This is a genomic window from Serratia nevei (genome assembly GCF_024160145.1).
Taxonomy (GTDB): domain Bacteria; phylum Pseudomonadota; class Gammaproteobacteria; order Enterobacterales; family Enterobacteriaceae; genus Serratia; species Serratia nevei_A.
On sequence record NZ_JAMYWQ010000020.1, the window covers coordinates 43,926 to 60,301 of the forward strand.

The following is a 16,376-nucleotide window of genomic DNA, read 5'->3' on the forward strand; positions in this document are numbered from 1 at the left end:
GACCTCCTAGAACAATTTGATGATTTGATACGGGGATTTACCCGGCATGTGCGGCATGCCCCCGTAGTTCAGGTGATTGCCGAATTTGCTGTCGCACTGGGCAATCGTGCGGTTGCAGCCCGGATACAGCGTCACCACCTGGCCAACGGCAAAACCGGCTGAGCCGCCGAACAGGTTCATCTGCTTGCCGTTTTGCGCCCGCAGGCCGCGCAGCTCAGTGACGCCATCCACGGCCCACTCGACATAGCCGCCGGAGAACCAATCGGACGCCGTGCCTTCGGGCAGATTGACCGTGATACTGACGCCATCCATCGCAATCACGACCAGCCCGCCGACACCGAACGCCAGCGGATCAACTTTGCAGTTGTGGTCATACAGCGCGTATGGGCAGGCGCGGCCGTAAGTCAGGCGTAGGCCGACGCGGGAAAACGTGCTGGCCAAGCTGGAGGTCATCAGTTTGGTGCGTTCGATAGCCTCACGCTTGGCCTCGGTCACCGTACCCACCCAGACCGTGCGAAACTCAGCTGCAGCATCTTCCGCATGTAGCCGATAAACGCGGATGCGTACCGGGCTGGAGGGCGGAACACCACGGAACAGCATGGCGACGGCGTTATTGGCAGGCACGGTGATATCCATGCCGTCGCCGTTCCCGGCGCTGAGTCCGCTGTCGCTGATGGCCACGGCCTGCCAGTCGACATTTGCGAAATGAATGTCGCGATCGGCGTTGGTGTAGCGGTAATGCACCGCACCGCCGCGAATAAACTCGTACAGGGTCAGCGGCTGGCCATTGGCAACCGAATATTCGTACTCACTCCAGCTCATCACGAACTCCTATAAATGAGGTGGCCACGCTGGCGAAACCGTCAGCGTCAGTGGTGTGCTGCCAGGCCACTGAATCGTTGTTTTGCCTGGCGAACGTCATAAACGACACGCTGGCGATTTGGCGCTGCGGGACGGTGACCGACTCGCCATCCAGTGCCAGCAGTTCTGCCTGGCCGCTGATGGCCACGCCAGTCAGTCGCCGGTACAGCGTGCGGCCATCGGCCAGCAAGATGCGCAGATCACGCCGCCCAGGTACGACGCCCATCTCGCTGAGCCCGCAGCGGATCACCGGCAGTGTGTTTCCGGCCAGCGCGCCCGCCGGGGTCAGATCGTCATTCTGGCTCGGCACCCACAACGCGCGCTGTCGGCCGCGCAGGTAGTACATCAGCTGGCGCAGCGCGAATTGCTCGCTGCGGCCCATCAGCGACCATGTGTGGCGCTGCAGATAGAATGGGCGGCGCGCAGTGTCCAACCTGGCCGGGATACCGCTGCCGTTATCCAGCTCGATCATCAGGCGCTGATATGCGCCGGTCAGGTTTTCGGACCAGTCTGCCTCCGGTTCCAGCACCGGATGGCCACGGTAAAGCGCAAGACGGGTTGCTGCCGAGAATGGGTTATGTTCGGCGATGCGAAAACGCACCTGGGCGCTGGCCAGGCCACCGGTGATGCGGGTGAACGCAGGAGGGGCAGTCAGCACTGCAGGGCGCACGGGGTACACCGCTGTACCTGCCTGCCAGCCCGCTGCCAGCGGCTGGGACAGGGTCAGCGAATCAGCACCGATCGCGCTGACGGTTACCAGCGCGGCAGGTGACGCGATAGCCTCGGCATTTTTCAGCAACACCGTTCCACCCACTGAAAAATCGCGGCCGCGCGTATCGACTAGCAGCTCAGAGGCTCCGGCGGTGACCGAAGCCTGCAACTCGGCCACATCCGGGAAGACCGGCATTGCCCAGGCACTGCCGCCAGCCTGCCACACTGCGTTCTCCAGCCACTGGCGGTCGACGTCACCCGCCAGGATGCCGAACTCAAACATACGGCGCGGCGACAACCGGCGAGAAATACGCTGCTCGGCACCGCTCGGCGACTGCAATACGTCGGTTTTCCACTCGAGCGTCTCGGTGATACCGCCGGTCCAGTCGGGCTCCATCAGCCAGGGAAATAATGCCGCCATTATTTCACCCCCAGCATTTGCTTGAGAGTTGGAACGTTGGCGCGCAGCACAGTCATGACGCTACGTTCACCCTCTACCGTCCCGATCCCCTTGGTGAAGGCATCGACGGCATCGAGTACCAGCGTCTGCTGCAGTGGTTGCAGCATGGCCGGTCCGGCAGATGGGCTCGCTAACGAGGTATCCGGTACCGAACTCGGTGCACTGGCGACGGGGGCGGGTAACCCGGCCAATCCGCCGGTCGCATGCCGGGCGCGTGGCAAATACCCCTCCAGCGCCGCCATGCCGTGGCGGTTAAAGAGATGCAGAAAATCCAGCGCACCGGGTTGTTGTACGACTGCAGCGCGGGTGACGAACTCGTAATCGGACAGCATCGCGGGGATTGAGTCGCTGGTTGTGGTACCAGGGCCGCGAATGTGGCCACCGTCTGCAGCAAACAAACTGCCCAGCACGCCGCCCATCCCGCCAGACGAACCGACCAGGCTTGAAGTGGCCATCTGCGCCAGCTGCTGCGCGGCGATTTGCGCCATGCTGTTGATGATTGTCAGCGCCAGGTTCTTCACTGCATCGCTCAGGCTCATGGTGCCTTTGGCCAACCCCATCAGCGAGCTCTCGATACCGCTCTGCAGGCCGTCACGAAATGCGATCGTCAGCTCATTACCTGCCTGGTTGAGCTTATCCAGCTGCAGTTCGAGCTGGCGGATCATGTCGCGGACTTTCTCACCGGCTTCGCCTGGCGCGTTAGCCATCTCTTTCAGTTGCGGCAGATAGCCCTTGACCTTGTCGCCGACCTCCTGATGCAGTTCGACCAGGCGCTGGCGCCCCTGGATTTCATTCAGCAGGCCGCCCTGGACTTGCGCCTGGATACTGGTTTCCTGCTGGGCCTGGTAGGCGAACAGATCATCCAGTTGCTTCTTCAGATCATCGACGCGGATTTTGGTCTCGGCCACCGGCAACAGCTGGTCCAGCAGGCTGAGTCCCTTCGTGTTGCCGCTGGCTTCAAACTCGCGGCGCATATCGGCGAATCGGGATTGGGTCTCCAGCAAGCTGGCCCCGGCCGTATCGCCGGTGTCGCGCATGTACTGCAGCTGAAGCTGCAGGTTCTGGTTTTTGAATTCCTGGGCGGTGATGGCCGCGTTCGCTGCCTCGGCCTGTTTGCGCTGTTCGGCAGTCAGATTGCGTGTCGCGATTTCCTGGGCGCGCGTAGCGGCAGCTCCCTCGACACGCTTGGAAGCCTGCTTCTCCAGCTGTTCGACAAAGCGCTGGTTTTCGTTAAAGGATTTTTTCGCTTCTGCAGCATCTGACTTGGCTGACTTATTGGCAGCCGCCTGAGCATCAATTTGCTTGGCGAGAGCGCGAGCCTTATCTTGCTCGGCCTTGCTGGCATCTTTCAGCGAACCATTGCTGATGTCGGCCTCAACGCGCGCCAGCTGGGTGAGCGCCTTTTTCTGGTTCAGCGTCTGCTGCAGCTGCTTGTTGTACTGCTCAGCTTTCTTACCGGACTGATCAAGAGCTTTAACGTCGGTATCCCACTGGCCACCGGAAAAATTTTTGCCATCGGTTGAGGTAACACCCAGGTCTTGCAATTTGTCTCGACCACCTACTGCCGCCCACATATGCGTATAGCGTTTTTTCAGCAAGTCCAGTGCATCAGCTTCTTTCTCTACAGCTGTGCGGTTGTTCGCCCAGGTCTTTTCAAGCTCTTTAGACGCGGCATTACTCTTGTCTTCAATTTGTTGACGCTTAGTCGCTTCTGCCGCAATTTTTTGTTGTGCTGCTGCTTCCGCCTCTAAAGCCGCGAGTCGGGCCTTTTTATCTCGCGCCCATTCGGAATACCCGCTTCCACGTAAAGCAATATCAATATCGTCACCAGAATTTGCCAGCTCAGCTTTGATAGCTTTAATTTCTTTGGCTCTAGCTACTGCTGGATCGTCAAGGTTGAGCGCTGTACTAGTGCCACTTTTGAGTTCTTGCCAGGCACTAGCTGCCGCATTTTTTACATCATCCCACCCACGAGCAACCCAATTCAGTTGCGTTTTAATCTCACCCAGGCGCTCAATCGCCGCTTTTTTGTATGCTTGAGATGCCAGCTCAATGGCGTCCTCTTTGCGCCCCTGGTCTTCCAGGGAGCGGATGCGCTGGTAGGTTTCGGAGTCCAACCAGTGATACTGCTCGCTGCTGTTGACCGCCCAGTCTGAGACGCTGTCGGTCATCTTGACGAACTGCGCAACCACCTGTTCGGCAGAGTCGCCGGTCAACTGCGCCATCGCCGAGGCGGCCCGCGAAACGGTGTCCAACGTCTCGCCGGTAAATTTGCCGCTGCTGACCAGGCCATTCAGGATGTCACGCACCTGGCTGTAGTTGCTACCGAGCTGGCCACCGGCCTGCGTCATCATCTCCAACTGACCTGCGGTCACCCCTGCGTAGTTACCGGTCAGCTGAATGCTGTGATTGAATTCGTCCTGGTCGCGTAGCACGCTGGCTACCACCACACCAGCCCCGGCCACAGCGGCGATTGTGCCGCCGATCGCCAACGTGGTCGCACTGAACAGCGGCGGCAACATGCCGGTGCGGTTCCCCAGAGACAGGAGATTATTACTGGCATCGCGCCAGTTCCCATTCACCAACTGATGAGCGAGAACTCGAAGCTCTCGGCCAGCTGCCCTGGAATTTAACGAGAGTTTTTCAGTGCCGTCGGAGATGAGATCTATCGCTTCACGCTGTGAGCCCAGCTTGCCCAGGTAATCGTTGAACGTACCGTCGTCAATGAGCCCGGCCTTGCGGGACTTGCGCAGTTGCGCTTCCTGGGCGTCGAGTTTGCCCAATGCTTTTGCCGTCGGATCAATGCTGCCGAGCAGGCTGTCGAGGTCTTTCTTCAACTTCTCGACTTCTTTACCATGCGCTTCCGCCGCCTTGGCTGCTGCTTCCTGAGCCTGAGCGGCTTTCTGCTCCTGCTGATACAGCGCATGGCCGCGCGCGCTTTGCGCGTTCTGCGCGGCGGTCACTTCCTCGGCGCTGCGGGCAGCACGTTGAGCCATGAGGACCGAGTTCTGCAGCTCGGTGTTGAGTGATTGCTGGGCTGAGGCATTGTTGCGGGTGGCGTCCGCCGCTGCGCCCTGGGCATCGGTAGTGGCCTGCCATTGTTGATTGCTCGCCTGTGCTGTCGTACCGGCCGTTTTAATGTCGCCGGTCAATGACTCCACTGCCTGCTTGGCTTCGTTGAGGTCAGCGGTGATGCGCAGGGCGAGGTTGAGAGATGAGTTTCCGGCAGCCATAACAGCACCCTATATAAAGAAGGAAATTGCCCCGATCACTTCAGGGCATTGATACGTGATGTCGCGCTCTGCCCGCCGACGAAACCGGCGTTGGCGTCCAGTATTCGGGCGATGCTGTCCTGCGCCTGCAAGGCCAGCGCCTCCCGGTAGTAGAGCGTCAGCTGGCGGGCGGTGTAGTATCCGAGCCTGTCTGGGTTATGGCCTGCCCGGATGAGCGTGGCGAAGATGCGGCCGAAAGTGACGGTTTCTCCCTGACTGCGCGCAGCGTGATTTGACGGACGGCAGCGCTCATAAAAAAACGCCGATTCACCGTCCACCACCAGTCCATCAGCGCAGTGCCGTCACTGCCCGGCAACGTAGCGACCCATTCGACCGGCTGGTCGATACAGCAGGCGATCAACTTCGGCAACGCGTCGGCATGCGTGGCCAGCACATCCTGCACCGCCTCGAATGAGGGCCATTCGCTTTGCATGACGTCCGCCAGGCTGGCCACCACCGGCTTCAACTCCTCATTCATCGTCAGCGAATCCACCAGGGTGAACTCGCGAACGGTGAGGCGTTGACCCGCGATAGTGATATCGCGGGTGGACAGCAACACGGACAGGTCATCATCCTGTGGGGTTGCGGCCTGTTGCGGTTCGCGGCTCATTCCACCGGCTCCGCAACATCAATAACACGACCAAATTTACCGATGGTCGGGTCGTTCGGTTGCACATTGTCGAACAACACGTTGGCGGTGGTTTCCAGCCCGGCCAGCGAGGTGTCGCCCTGGATCAGTGCCAGCGTTGAGACCGGGTCGAACGACAGCTTGTACAGCTCCAGAATTTTTGCCGCGCCGCCCTCGGCCAGGTTGATGCCCTCGAAACGCAGCGCATAGTTTTCGGGGTGCGAAGTGAACAGCGTGGTGTTCACGCCCCCGGCATATTTGTAGTTAATGGACGGTGCCGCAGTCTGGTCCTTCAGGAATGTCACTGCGCCGTAGGTGTAGTCCAGCTCGTAATCAGTACCCTCGACGAGCTCATCAATTACCGCATCACTGATGCGTTGATGAGCCAGAGCAAAACGCTCACCGGCTTTGATACCGGAAGGCAGCGGTTCCGCCGTGACACTGCCACCAGGGATAACCACGCGGTCGCCGTACAGCACCAGGGCGAGATTTTCCGCCGACAGCTCATGCCAGGTGCTGGTCACTGTGCCATCTTTGCTGGTTGGGAAACTGCGGGCCGTGGTGCGTTGGCCGGAGTAGGACTCCTTGTGCGACAACTTCTCCACGGTCAGCGCGAGCGCCAGCGCGGAGACGTCGCCAATCCAGCGATATGCGCCTGGACGACCATTCGGTAAACGGCGAGCGAGGAATACCTTGCCCTGACCGTAGTAATAGGTTTCAAGTTGTCCCATTATCTGCCTCCACTTTGCTATTGCGACGGCCGTTCTGGTTGTCGCTGTTCACGACGGGCAGAACAGCCTCGATGATTTTTTGTGCCTTCAGCCATCTGGCTTCGGACTCGGTCACGGTGATGGTTTCACCGGCTGCAACAGCCTTACCCGCGTGGGTATGCTGCTGCAGGAGTTTTACTTCTGGCATCGTCTGCCCCCGATCACATGTTGAACCTGGAACGTGTCCATCCAGAGCAGCGTTCCGCCATCAAAATCCAGAACATCGCCGCGTAGCCACTGCAGTCCCGTGGTACTGGCGAGCGTTGGACGCCAGCCGATCAACTGGTCGCGCACCTGCCCAATGAGGGGATTGACCTCATGGGTCAACCCCTCGGCTCCCAGACCGTAGTTGCGTACCGCGATCGCAATCCCGATCACCGCTTCGGCCACCTGAGCGCGGCCGCCGTTGCCGGGAACGCCGCGCTCAGGCCCCATCAGTACATAGGCACCGGGCATCGCAAAACCCGACAGGTCGGTGACTTTGCTGTACTCCACAATGGTGCCAATTTGACTGAAGGGCTGCGGGTCGAGCGCCTGCAGCCGCGCGACAACCAGGTTGATATCGAACGGTGCGCTGCTCATTTGCCGTAGTCCCGCAGCGAGTCCATGCTGAAGGTGCGGCCCGGCCCGGTAATTTGAGGTGGGCCACCGGCAGCGGGCAGTGAATCACCCAGCCCCAGGCTGAACTTACCGGCCGCGACTTGCTCCAACAGCTTCAGCGCATCGCGGTAGTCGCGCACAATCGGATCGGTTCTCTCGTCGGAAACGCGATGCGAATGCAGTTTGTACCGGGTGATAGCGCGCGCCCAGCCGGTCAGGATCGACGGCACGTTGGCCAGCGGCAGTTTGTAACCGCGCTTGCGCAGGTAACCGTCGATCAACCCCTGCGTTTCCTCCACGGCATCACCGATTTTTTCTACTGCTGCCAGGGCAACCTCGACCTCGGCCGGTGGCCAGGATGAGGTTTCCTCACCGCGCAGCAGCGCATCCAGAATTTCCGGGCGCGCCAGCGGCTTGCCCATCGATGCTGTTGACTGAGACAGTTCAACAGCACCGGGGCGCTCAGCCAGCTCGGACAGTGGGACATACCAGGTCACGGCCATAACTCGTTTCCTCACCCCGCGACAGCGTTCTGGAAGAAGTAGCCGCAATCCGGGGCGACGATCAGCTCGCGAACACGTTCGCCTACACGCACACGTTGCCCGCCGGTCAACCCCATATCCGGATCGGGAATGGAGCCCGACACACGGCTGCCGAATTGAGCTGTCATGCCGAAGGTCACGCCACCCTGGGTGTCGGCAAGCTTGTTGCGGTAGATAAATGACGCGTGGTTTGCCCAGGCACGCACCAGAACAGGCCTCTGACCTGGGCGAGAGATATTGACGAAAGCGCTGCCGACCAGGATGTCTTCCAGCTCCAACAAATCACGCAGGAACTGTAGCGGCACCAGGCCGTCTTCACCCATCGTGCCGTTGTACGCCTTTACTACAGACGGGTTCTGACGCAACGCGGTGGCGGTAACCCGGCCCAGTACGGCGACGTTCGGGCGCATGATCATCTTGTCGAGCGCGGTGGTGATTTTCTTGATCGGTTTGCTCTTGTCGTTGCTCCACTGGTCGTCACCGCTCAGGGTTTCTTTGTTGCCGCTGGCATAGTTCGCTGCACTGAATACCTCGCGGCTGGTGCGTACTTCACGATCGAGCAGGATCAGGTCCGAGGTACGCTCAGCAGCACGCCCCAACGGATCGTAATTCGCCGGCGCATTATCGATATCGGACTGTGGTACCGGTGCGTCCAGGCCATAATCATTGGTCGATGAGGTTTTTTCTTCAGCGTTAAACTCAACCTGATTGGGTTGAGAGGTACGGCCCACATTGGTGTTCGGCACGGTGAAACCCTGGCCGAGGTCATACTCCCACCATTTAAATTCAGCCTTGCCGACCGGCACACGCGGCAGAACTTCGTCGGCGATCATGCTGGTGTTGCGATACGCGATGGCGATGGCCGTCAGGTGCGGGTCAATCGGAAACGGTGCTTTTGACATACTGTCACTCTCCAAAAAAGGGATAGAGCCGGTGTGACCCGGCGAAAAATCTTCGGGCTAAGCCGGGTTAACCGCCCGCAGCGGCCGCCGCCAGTTGACCTGGCGCAATCCACACCGAGCCGAGGTCGTCCTCTGCACCGGCGTATTCGGCAAAGCCGATATAAAACTCGCCTGCAGCTGCAGGAACGGCACGGCCTTCGTCATCTGCTGTCAGCGGTTGTCCGGCAGTAATGTCAGCGCCATATTTGACCGGAGCCAGACCGTAGCGGATCACGTCAGCGGCTTCACCGATGGTGCTGCCGATAATGGTGGTGACCCCGATGATGAGTTTGCTGCCGTCGGCAGCAGGCACGATTTCATCGTCAACGGTGCCGTGCGTGACGAGCTGGCGAGGCAATACAACCGCTTCCACTTTGTGCGCCGTCGTCAGGACTGGGATATTCATTGCTTCGCTCCTTTCTTAACGTGATTGACTGCATCGGTGATGGAAACGGTGCGCCCCAGCTTGGCCTGCTCGGCAACGTAGACGTTGGCGGCGTCCGCCACGGCACTGGCGTCGGCAAAGTCCAGAACGTCGCCTTCTTCGTTGGATTTTTCGCTGAAGTCGAGCACCTTTGGCTTTTCGTTCAGCACATCGCGCAGCAACTCTTCCGGCGTTTTGTTCACCGTAGTGTCACCATCTGCAAACGACAGCGGCGTGCTGTCCAGGCTAAGCAGAACCTCAACCACGCCCGTTTTTTGGCGCGGCAGAATGGAACCGGCTTTCACCAGACCATCGGCATAGCTGACGATCGCTTCTCGACGTGCCTTCGCCTCGCGCTCCTTCGCAGCGGCTTCTTCTTTCCGTAATTTGGCTTCACGCTCTGCCAGTTCTGTCTCGCGCTTGGCGAACGCCTCCGCCGTAACGGTGTTTTTCTTGTTCGGGTCCACATCGAGCTCCTCGGCATATGCCAGTGGTGAAATGGTTGAGTTGTTTTCAGCATCGGCAGCATTGGCTGCCAGTTCTTCCAGAGAACGAATACGCCACTGCGGCATCAGCAGGTCGGCACGTTCGGCACCGTCTTTTTCAACGATGTAGTCACGCACGCCGCGCAGCAGATCAACCAGCAGTTCGGTTTCCCAGGGAATGGCGAATTCCAGCGGCGCATCGTCGGCACCTTCAGCGAACTCAGTGAACTCGGCATCCGGCAAACCTTTTACGCCCGGTGGAACGGCACCCAGGAAACCCACGTGGCGCGGATAGAAATGGCCAGGTTTCGGGTTGCCGGGTGAGTTGGGTTGGTAGAACGACAAGGAGCGCTTTTTATAGCTGCCCGCGTTGAAGGCCTCGGCAAAGGCCGGGTTGACCTGGTGAGGTTCGGCATACAAAAAACCATCACGAAACTCAAACCGTTTGGCCCACCCGTAGGAGGGGGCAGTCAGTTTCGGATGGCCGATCACAAAGGGGGATTCCGACAGACTTGGATCATAGCTATTGGCCATATCGATACAGTCTTCGGTTGTGAACGTCATCGTGCGCCCATCCATCGCGGTATGGGTACCTGGTGCAAAAACGGCAATGGTGGCGGTCGAGGTTTTGGTAGTCATCGTTATCATCCGTAGACGGGAAAGAACGTTACGGAGTGATTTTGGGGGAATGGCGCGCGGGGGTAATCTGCCCTCGGACAGATAATTATGAGTTGGAAATGACTATTGGGGGTTAGCGCGGGGGAGGAACTGCGCCGATAGCCGTATTAGAACGTATTATAATACGGCTCGGCAACCGAATTGGGACCATCATGCCGGATAACAGCGCAGAGGCCGTTACAGCGCGTTTGCGGCGGTCATGGTTTTAGTGACCGCTGCAGGTAATCCCGGGCCAGTTCGACCAGGCGTTCGCCTTGTTCGGCAGACACCCCCAGCCAGGGGCGCGCCGGTATCGTCACCTGGTGGGCCGGAATGGTATGCCACTGCGCGAAGTTGGATGTCGACCTGCGGACAAAGCGGTTGTCGATCTCGCCGTTTTTCTTCTGCCGGTAATAGGCCTGTTGGCTTCGGGCTGCTATCTCGATCGTCGCACCGAACTGGTGAACGGCCCCATAGATGCGGTCGGTACCGAACAGCAATTCATTGGCGTTTATCTGCCAACGCAGCGTATTACGCAAATGCCCATCCAGCGTCAGCACCTTGTCTTGATTGCGGCGCTTGCGCTTTTGATAGCGGGCAGACAGGGACTGCCACGGAGTGCCGTCGGGCGACTCCTGCGCGCGGAAGCGCTGCTGGTGAAACTCCAGCAGCTTCTCGCCCATATCCGCCAGCAAAGGTGCAGGGGCTGCCAGCGCCGCCTGGGTGCGCAGCAGCGTATTGAGCGCATCCTGATAGTCGAAAGTCAGCGTTGCTCCGGCCATCATTCATCTCCTCGCGAGTACAGGCGCACGCCCTGGCGAAAGGCCTGCAGGGCTTCTGCCGTCAATTCGGTGCTGGCGGCCCAGCCGTCTGTACCGGTTTCGAATACCGCCGCCACCGGTTCAGCCTTGCCAGTTAGGGTAAAGCGTGCCAGATAGCGACGGCGTACAACCGCGCGCTGCAGTGCCTGTAACCAAACCACCTGCGCCCATATCTCATCAGGTGCCAGGATAGCCTGCGCGAGCAGCTGCAGACGCTCTGCAGGTTCAGCCATCTGACCCTCGCCATCGCGAGCGGCGAACATCTCAGGCCCGATCGCAATGCGTTGACCTGCTGCATCACGAAACGCCGCTGGTGTATTGGATCTCGCGCCAAACGCCTGCAGGAAGCTGTCAATGGCATTCCCACGCCAGGGCTCTGCTGGCGCGGGTTGAGGCGCTGGCAACGGTATCTCAGCGCTGGCCGTTGCAGCATCCGGCGGCTCCGGTGCCGCCGGTTCTCCGCCTCGCGGGGACGGCACCTGGCTGAAAAATTTACTGCGGCCGGGGGTATGCTCAAAGCCGGGGTCAATGCCCTCGGGCACAAAGACCGTGCGGGGACCGCCAGGGCTGCGCTGTCCGATAGTCCGCTCGACGAATCGCACCGGCGGCGCAGTGTCCGGCCCGTCTTTGCCCATTCGCGTCAGGTCATCTTCCGTGCGGGCAATCACGCCGCACTGACACCCCCAGGCGTTGATCGGGAAATGGGCCACCCACCACGGGTCATCCCAGCGCAACACCATCCCGTCCCAGGCCAGGTGCTCCTCGCGCGGTTCCTCGACGGCGTCGCTGTGGACATACTCCCAGTAGGGGTGGGAATCCCGCATGGCCATCAGCTGCTGGTAGCGACCGGCCATATACGATGACCGGAGATTGGTTTCGTAAATGACGCGGGAGCGCCATTCAAAACCACCGTTATAGCTCCAGCCGTAACGCGCGACGATGCTGGCAAAGCCTTTACGGAAGTCGGCAAGCGTACGCCCCTCGGCGATGGCGCGTTCAACCGCCTGGCGAAAGTCCGCCAGCAGATCGTCGCGGTTGGCACCGGCCACCATAAACTCGTTGTCATGCTCGGCACCGTAAACATCCGTCCAGGCATCAGTCTTGGTGTTGAGCTTACGTCGGAAAAAGGCAAGCTGCTCGCGGAACGGCAGCGAGCCGTAGGCAACATTACCGGCCATTCATTTCCTCCAGCAGTTCATAGCGTCCCGCCAGCGCGGCGGCAGACATCGCCTGCGCCATCACCTCGGCGTACTGTTCCAGGTCCATGTCCGGCAACAGTTTATCCAGGCCGTCGCGCAGTGCCTCGAGCGACTCGGCATCATCAACCAACTGCTGCAGCTGCGCCATCCAGGTGTCGGTCACCGGGGTTAACTCACGATTAAGCCGTTCGGCCATTGCGGCCGGAGCATCCGGGCTATGCGTATGTTCGGCAAACTCGGCACTGGATGGCCGGGCCGCCGGTACCGCCGGGGCAACGGCCGGTTTCGGCTCCCACTCGCCGCCATAGGTTTCCTGGGTGCTGGCCAGCGTTGGGCGGAATCCGGTGGTTTCGCTGATGGATTTGTCACGCTCTGCGCGCGATGCCAGGTCTTCTGGATCATCGAACACGCGGGAGACCATAGGTACGGCAGCGCCGGGGAAATTGAACTCGGTCAGCCATTTGCCCGGACCACGGTTCCACGATTCGCAGATCACATCCGCATCGGATTTGGCGATCGACGTGAGGATTTTGTCCTGCAGAGACTCGTCGCCGCCGATGCCCTTTGACGCACCGCCAGAGCTGGAAATCTGCCCGACCACTACTCGCCGGATGGCCTCATTCATGGCGTTATACATCGCCTGGTAATCGGCAGCGCCTGAGCGCGATGCGCCCAGCATTTCTATCGCCATACCCTCAGGCATGATGACGCCACTGTCTGTGGAGATGGCGCGCGTCAGCGCCAACAGGTTGCGTTTCTGCTCCGGTGTTGCGCCCTCCGGATGCTTGCCCGCGACGGTCGGCATACCGAATTTGTCCAGGAAGATCAGCCAGAACTTGATATCGTTGCGTTTGAAAAAGGTTGGCCAGTACAACCAATGCGCGAGCCCCATGCCGTAGGGCTCGTCGTCATGGTCAGCGCCGGTCGAGAATGACCAGAAGTATGGGGCCGGGCACGGTTCGCCGATCGCCATATTCTGCGGTGTCAGCAACCGCAGCTCGCCTTTCGGGTTAAATCGGAACCGTCTGCGGTCGCGCACCTTGACTTCGTCGACCCATAGCAGGTTGTCGCGCACGCCATAAATCAGTTCGGCGACGGCGTAGCCATAGAAAACGCCGTAGTGCATGAGGCGAGTAATGCGGTCAAACCCCAGCGAATCGATCTGCTGGCGCATGGCGTCGGCGGCTTCGATATCAACCGGCCGTTCGCCACCGGCTTCGACCTTGATCTCGCGGGAGATCAACGCATCCTGGCGCTGGGTGAACGCCGATTTCACCTCCTCATCGCTCAGTACCTCGCGGTAAATCTTGAGGTCCGGTGCTCCGCGACTCTGCAGGACACTGTCGTCGGCCAATGCCAGCGACCCTACCCAGGGGCGAGTAATATCGCGGCCATCACCAGTAGCCGCAATTTCCTGGCCTAAATTCGGCTTGGTCTGTTTACTGCCCAGTGTGCCCTTGATCTTCCCCCAAATGCTCATATAAACCCTCCAAAGTCATTCATGCCGCGCACCGTGCCGAATCCGGTTTCTGTCAGTTCACCGCCACCACTGGAGCCATAGCCCGACAGCACCTGATAAACCGGCCGCGCGCCGGCGGATTCAAAGGCGATCTCCGCCGCCAGGTTGAGCGCAGCATAGTTGCCCAGGCAACCGGCAATGGCCGAATCGCCGTGGCGCACCAGTTCCGGGTCTTTCAGGTCTTTTTTCTCCAGGCGTGCCACCATCGGCACACCGTCGATGTTCTCCACGGTTCGCAGATCCTGCGCGACGTTTTCATCACGAGGCAGGGTTATCATGCTGTCCTCGAACAGGCTGGTGAATTTTGGCATCCAGATGCCGTACCACTGACGGCTCAGGGTGATTTCGGCAATACGCGGGCGGCCGTAACGGTCAGCAGTATATTCAGCCAGCACCATACCCGGCCCGGTGGCATCAATCGCACCGCCGGATTGCCGTGGCAGATGGTCGATGAACCAGAACAATATCTGCTGCTGGAGTGCGGACGGGACGTTGTTCAGCTCCAGGAGGAACGGGACATCGCGACGCAGGTTCTGTGTGATGGCCACTGGCATGATGGAGGAAAAGTGCCTGTGACGGGCAAAGTCCATGCCGAATACATGCCGCCATTCGGGATTCAGGGTCGCTACCATCACAGGGCGCAACTCACGGTCAATCCATTCATTGCCCCATGCGGTTCGGTCAGTCTCGGTCATATTGATAAATTCATCATCCAGCGCGAGACGTATCACCGGACGCTCCTCCGGCATGGCCCGCTCAATCCAGACGCCGGGAATACACACGCCGTTGCCGTCGCGCGGGATAGCATCCAGCTCCTCGCGCATTGCTGCTTTACGCGGGCCATAGGCGTTGCGGATGCGGTTATACCAGGCCTCTTTCCCTTCAATAGTGGCTACTTCACCTTTCATGGCGCACGAGCGCTCGTAGAGTCCGTTGGCCACGGCATCATCGAACGTGACGGTAAACACCGCCGCATCATTGCCATAGCGTCCGGCTTCAATGTCAGTACATAACTGATTGAACGCGTTATTTTTGCCGTTATGCGAACTGATGATGACGATACGCCCGCCCCAGATCAGCAGTGCGGTCGCTGCATCCAACACGCCCTGAACGTCTTGGTGGAATGCCGCCTCGTCGATAATGACCACGCCCTGCAGGCCGCGAATATTGGCCGGACGAGAGGACAGCGCCGCCACTTGAAACCCGCTGGCGAATCGCACGCGGTAGGCGGTGATTTGACGCGTATTCCCCTTATCGTCCTGGTCGTCGAACAGAAATTCCTCGATGGAGGACACCGCATCGGCCTGTTGCGCTGCGATAACGCGAGCAAACTTGGCGACATAGCCAATAAACTCCAGCCCCTTTTCTTTTGTATCCCCGATGTAATAGACGTTGTCGCCGCCAGCCGCTTTCTGCGCACCGGCAATCAGGGTGGAGTTGAGCCCCCAGGCAAAAGTGATGCCTGTCCGACGGCCCTTGGGGATGGCTAGAATGGAGACATCGTGCTTGAGGCACTCCACCTGGTGAGCCATCAGCACCCCGTCAGCAAACGGGTTGAAGTTGAACGGGATTTCCCTGGCGCGGGCAGGCAACTCGTCCCACTCAACATTGCGAACTGTAGATGCCAGCGGTTTCATCACTTGATCCCCAGGAATTTTTCACGCCAGAATTGCACCTGGTCCTCGCTCAGACCCTGTGCGGTAGCGACTTTCTCCAGATTCGCCTCCTGCTCCTGCAGCAGACGTTCGCGGGCGGCACGCTCAATCTGCTGGCGCTCCTGCAGTGACTCCTTACGCGCCTGCAGGACGTCTTTCGCTGCTCGCGCCAGGTGGCGCACGGTATCGATATCCGTTTCCGGCTGCTCCAGCGCGGCAAAGGTGGCATGAGAGGTGAGCGTCGTTACGGCCTGAACCATCAGCGCACCGGCGCGTTCGTCCGGGTTCTCACCCAGCTCACTCACCAGCAGGCGAGCCATCTGGTCCTGCTCACGCATGCGGCCGACCATCTCGCCGAACGATTGTTTATAGCGGCCCAGCGCGCTGCGGCTCGGGGTTTCATCCGTATCAGGGAAGTGCTGGCGAATATCCTCCAGCAGCTCATCCAGCGTCAGCTGGTCCTCGCGCAGACGGCGTTCGATATGCGCCCGGACGTCGGTCGGCAGTTTGTGGATGGTAGATTTACGGCCCATCTCAGCCTCCCGCGCCAGGGCGTTTGACGCCGTGGACAATGGCGCGCCCGGCAGCGACGTCGGCACCGCGCTCGGTGAGGCGTGCGACCAGCACGGTCTCGATATCGTCGATACGCACCAGCCCCTGTTCCTCCAGCCAACGCAGCTCTGTCTTGACCTGGTCACGGCTCGGAGCATGGCCATAGCGCGTCAACGCCTGGTAAATCACCGAACTGTTGGAGCTGTAGCTCGGCATCTCGGCAAGAAAGCGCAATATGACCAGGCGCTGGTCTTCACGCAGGAAGTCGGCAAAACTCAT

Annotated in this window: 17 protein-coding genes; all 17 read right to left on the reverse strand. The window is 59.8% G+C overall.

The genetic code is table 11. The features are described 5' to 3' along the window. Positions 1 to 6: 6 nt before the first annotated feature. Positions 7 to 822, reverse strand: coding sequence for a phage/gene transfer agent baseplate hub protein (locus M6G53_RS14990; protein ID WP_253332604.1), 816 nt, complete (start codon positions 820 to 822; stop codon positions 7 to 9). Continuing rightward, positions 809 to 1,993: a hypothetical protein gene (locus M6G53_RS14995; RefSeq protein ID WP_253332606.1), complete on the reverse strand. Its 1,185-nt coding sequence runs from the start codon at positions 1,991 to 1,993 to the stop codon at positions 809 to 811. The genes M6G53_RS14990 and M6G53_RS14995 overlap by 14 nt, the downstream gene beginning before the upstream one ends. Then, the gene (locus tag M6G53_RS15000) at positions 1,993 to 5,265 is read right to left on the reverse strand and encodes a phage tail length tape measure family protein (RefSeq protein ID WP_253332608.1); all 3,273 of its coding nucleotides are present in this window, start codon (positions 5,263 to 5,265) and stop codon (positions 1,993 to 1,995) included. The genes M6G53_RS14995 and M6G53_RS15000 overlap by 1 nt, the downstream gene beginning before the upstream one ends. 157 nt (positions 5,266 to 5,422) lie before the next feature. Beyond that, positions 5,423 to 5,914, reverse strand: coding sequence for a DUF6631 family protein (locus M6G53_RS15005; protein ID WP_115234008.1), 492 nt, complete (start codon positions 5,912 to 5,914; stop codon positions 5,423 to 5,425). Then, the gene (locus tag M6G53_RS15010) at positions 5,911 to 6,663 is read right to left on the reverse strand and encodes a phage tail tube protein (RefSeq protein WP_253332609.1); all 753 of its coding nucleotides are present in this window, start codon (positions 6,661 to 6,663) and stop codon (positions 5,911 to 5,913) included. Before M6G53_RS15010 ends, M6G53_RS15005 begins: the two co-directional genes overlap by 4 nt. Then, the gene (locus tag M6G53_RS15015; RefSeq protein ID WP_253332611.1) at positions 6,650 to 6,850 is read right to left on the reverse strand and encodes a DUF7210 family protein; all 201 of its coding nucleotides are present in this window, start codon (positions 6,848 to 6,850) and stop codon (positions 6,650 to 6,652) included. Before M6G53_RS15015 ends, M6G53_RS15010 begins: the two co-directional genes overlap by 14 nt. Beyond that, a complete protein-coding gene (locus M6G53_RS15020) occupies positions 6,838 to 7,284 on the reverse strand; it encodes a phage tail terminator protein (protein ID WP_253332613.1) in 447 nt (148 codons plus the stop codon). The genes M6G53_RS15015 and M6G53_RS15020 overlap by 13 nt, the downstream gene beginning before the upstream one ends. Beyond that, positions 7,281 to 7,805 (reverse strand): gp436 family protein, encoded by a 525-nt coding sequence (locus M6G53_RS15025; RefSeq protein WP_253332615.1) that lies wholly within the window; start codon positions 7,803 to 7,805, stop codon positions 7,281 to 7,283. Before M6G53_RS15025 ends, M6G53_RS15020 begins: the two co-directional genes overlap by 4 nt. A gap of 11 nt (positions 7,806 to 7,816) precedes the next feature. Further along, entirely contained in the window at positions 7,817 to 8,746 is a 930-nt protein-coding gene (locus M6G53_RS15030) for a major capsid protein (RefSeq protein WP_253332617.1), read from the reverse strand. 67 nt (positions 8,747 to 8,813) lie between these two features. Further along, on the reverse strand, positions 8,814 to 9,191 hold the full coding sequence (locus tag M6G53_RS15035) for a capsid cement protein (protein ID WP_253332619.1): 378 nt from the start codon (positions 9,189 to 9,191) through the stop codon (positions 8,814 to 8,816). After that, complete coding sequence (locus M6G53_RS15040; protein ID WP_253332622.1) at positions 9,188 to 10,333, reverse strand: hypothetical protein; 1,146 nt, start codon at positions 10,331 to 10,333, stop codon at positions 9,188 to 9,190. The genes M6G53_RS15035 and M6G53_RS15040 overlap by 4 nt, the downstream gene beginning before the upstream one ends. Positions 10,334 to 10,569: 236 nt before the next feature. Further along, positions 10,570 to 11,136: a phage virion morphogenesis protein gene (locus tag M6G53_RS15045; RefSeq protein WP_253332624.1), complete on the reverse strand. Its 567-nt coding sequence runs from the start codon at positions 11,134 to 11,136 to the stop codon at positions 10,570 to 10,572. Next, positions 11,133 to 12,350 (reverse strand): PBECR2 nuclease fold domain-containing protein, encoded by a 1,218-nt coding sequence (locus tag M6G53_RS15050; RefSeq protein WP_253332626.1) that lies wholly within the window; start codon positions 12,348 to 12,350, stop codon positions 11,133 to 11,135. Before M6G53_RS15050 ends, M6G53_RS15045 begins: the two co-directional genes overlap by 4 nt. Further along, complete coding sequence (locus tag M6G53_RS15055; protein ID WP_253332629.1) at positions 12,340 to 13,851, reverse strand: DUF935 domain-containing protein; 1,512 nt, start codon at positions 13,849 to 13,851, stop codon at positions 12,340 to 12,342. Before M6G53_RS15055 ends, M6G53_RS15050 begins: the two co-directional genes overlap by 11 nt. Beyond that, complete coding sequence (locus tag M6G53_RS15060) at positions 13,848 to 15,527, reverse strand: hypothetical protein (RefSeq protein ID WP_253332631.1); 1,680 nt, start codon at positions 15,525 to 15,527, stop codon at positions 13,848 to 13,850. The genes M6G53_RS15055 and M6G53_RS15060 overlap by 4 nt, the downstream gene beginning before the upstream one ends. Continuing rightward, on the reverse strand, positions 15,527 to 16,078 hold the full coding sequence (locus tag M6G53_RS15065; protein WP_253332634.1) for a phage protein Gp27 family protein: 552 nt from the start codon (positions 16,076 to 16,078) through the stop codon (positions 15,527 to 15,529). Before M6G53_RS15065 ends, M6G53_RS15060 begins: the two co-directional genes overlap by 1 nt. 1 nt (position 16,079) lies before the next feature. Continuing rightward, positions 16,080 to 16,376, reverse strand: a complete 297-nt coding sequence (locus tag M6G53_RS15070; protein ID WP_060446696.1) for a VpaChn25_0724 family phage protein — start codon at positions 16,374 to 16,376, stop codon at positions 16,080 to 16,082.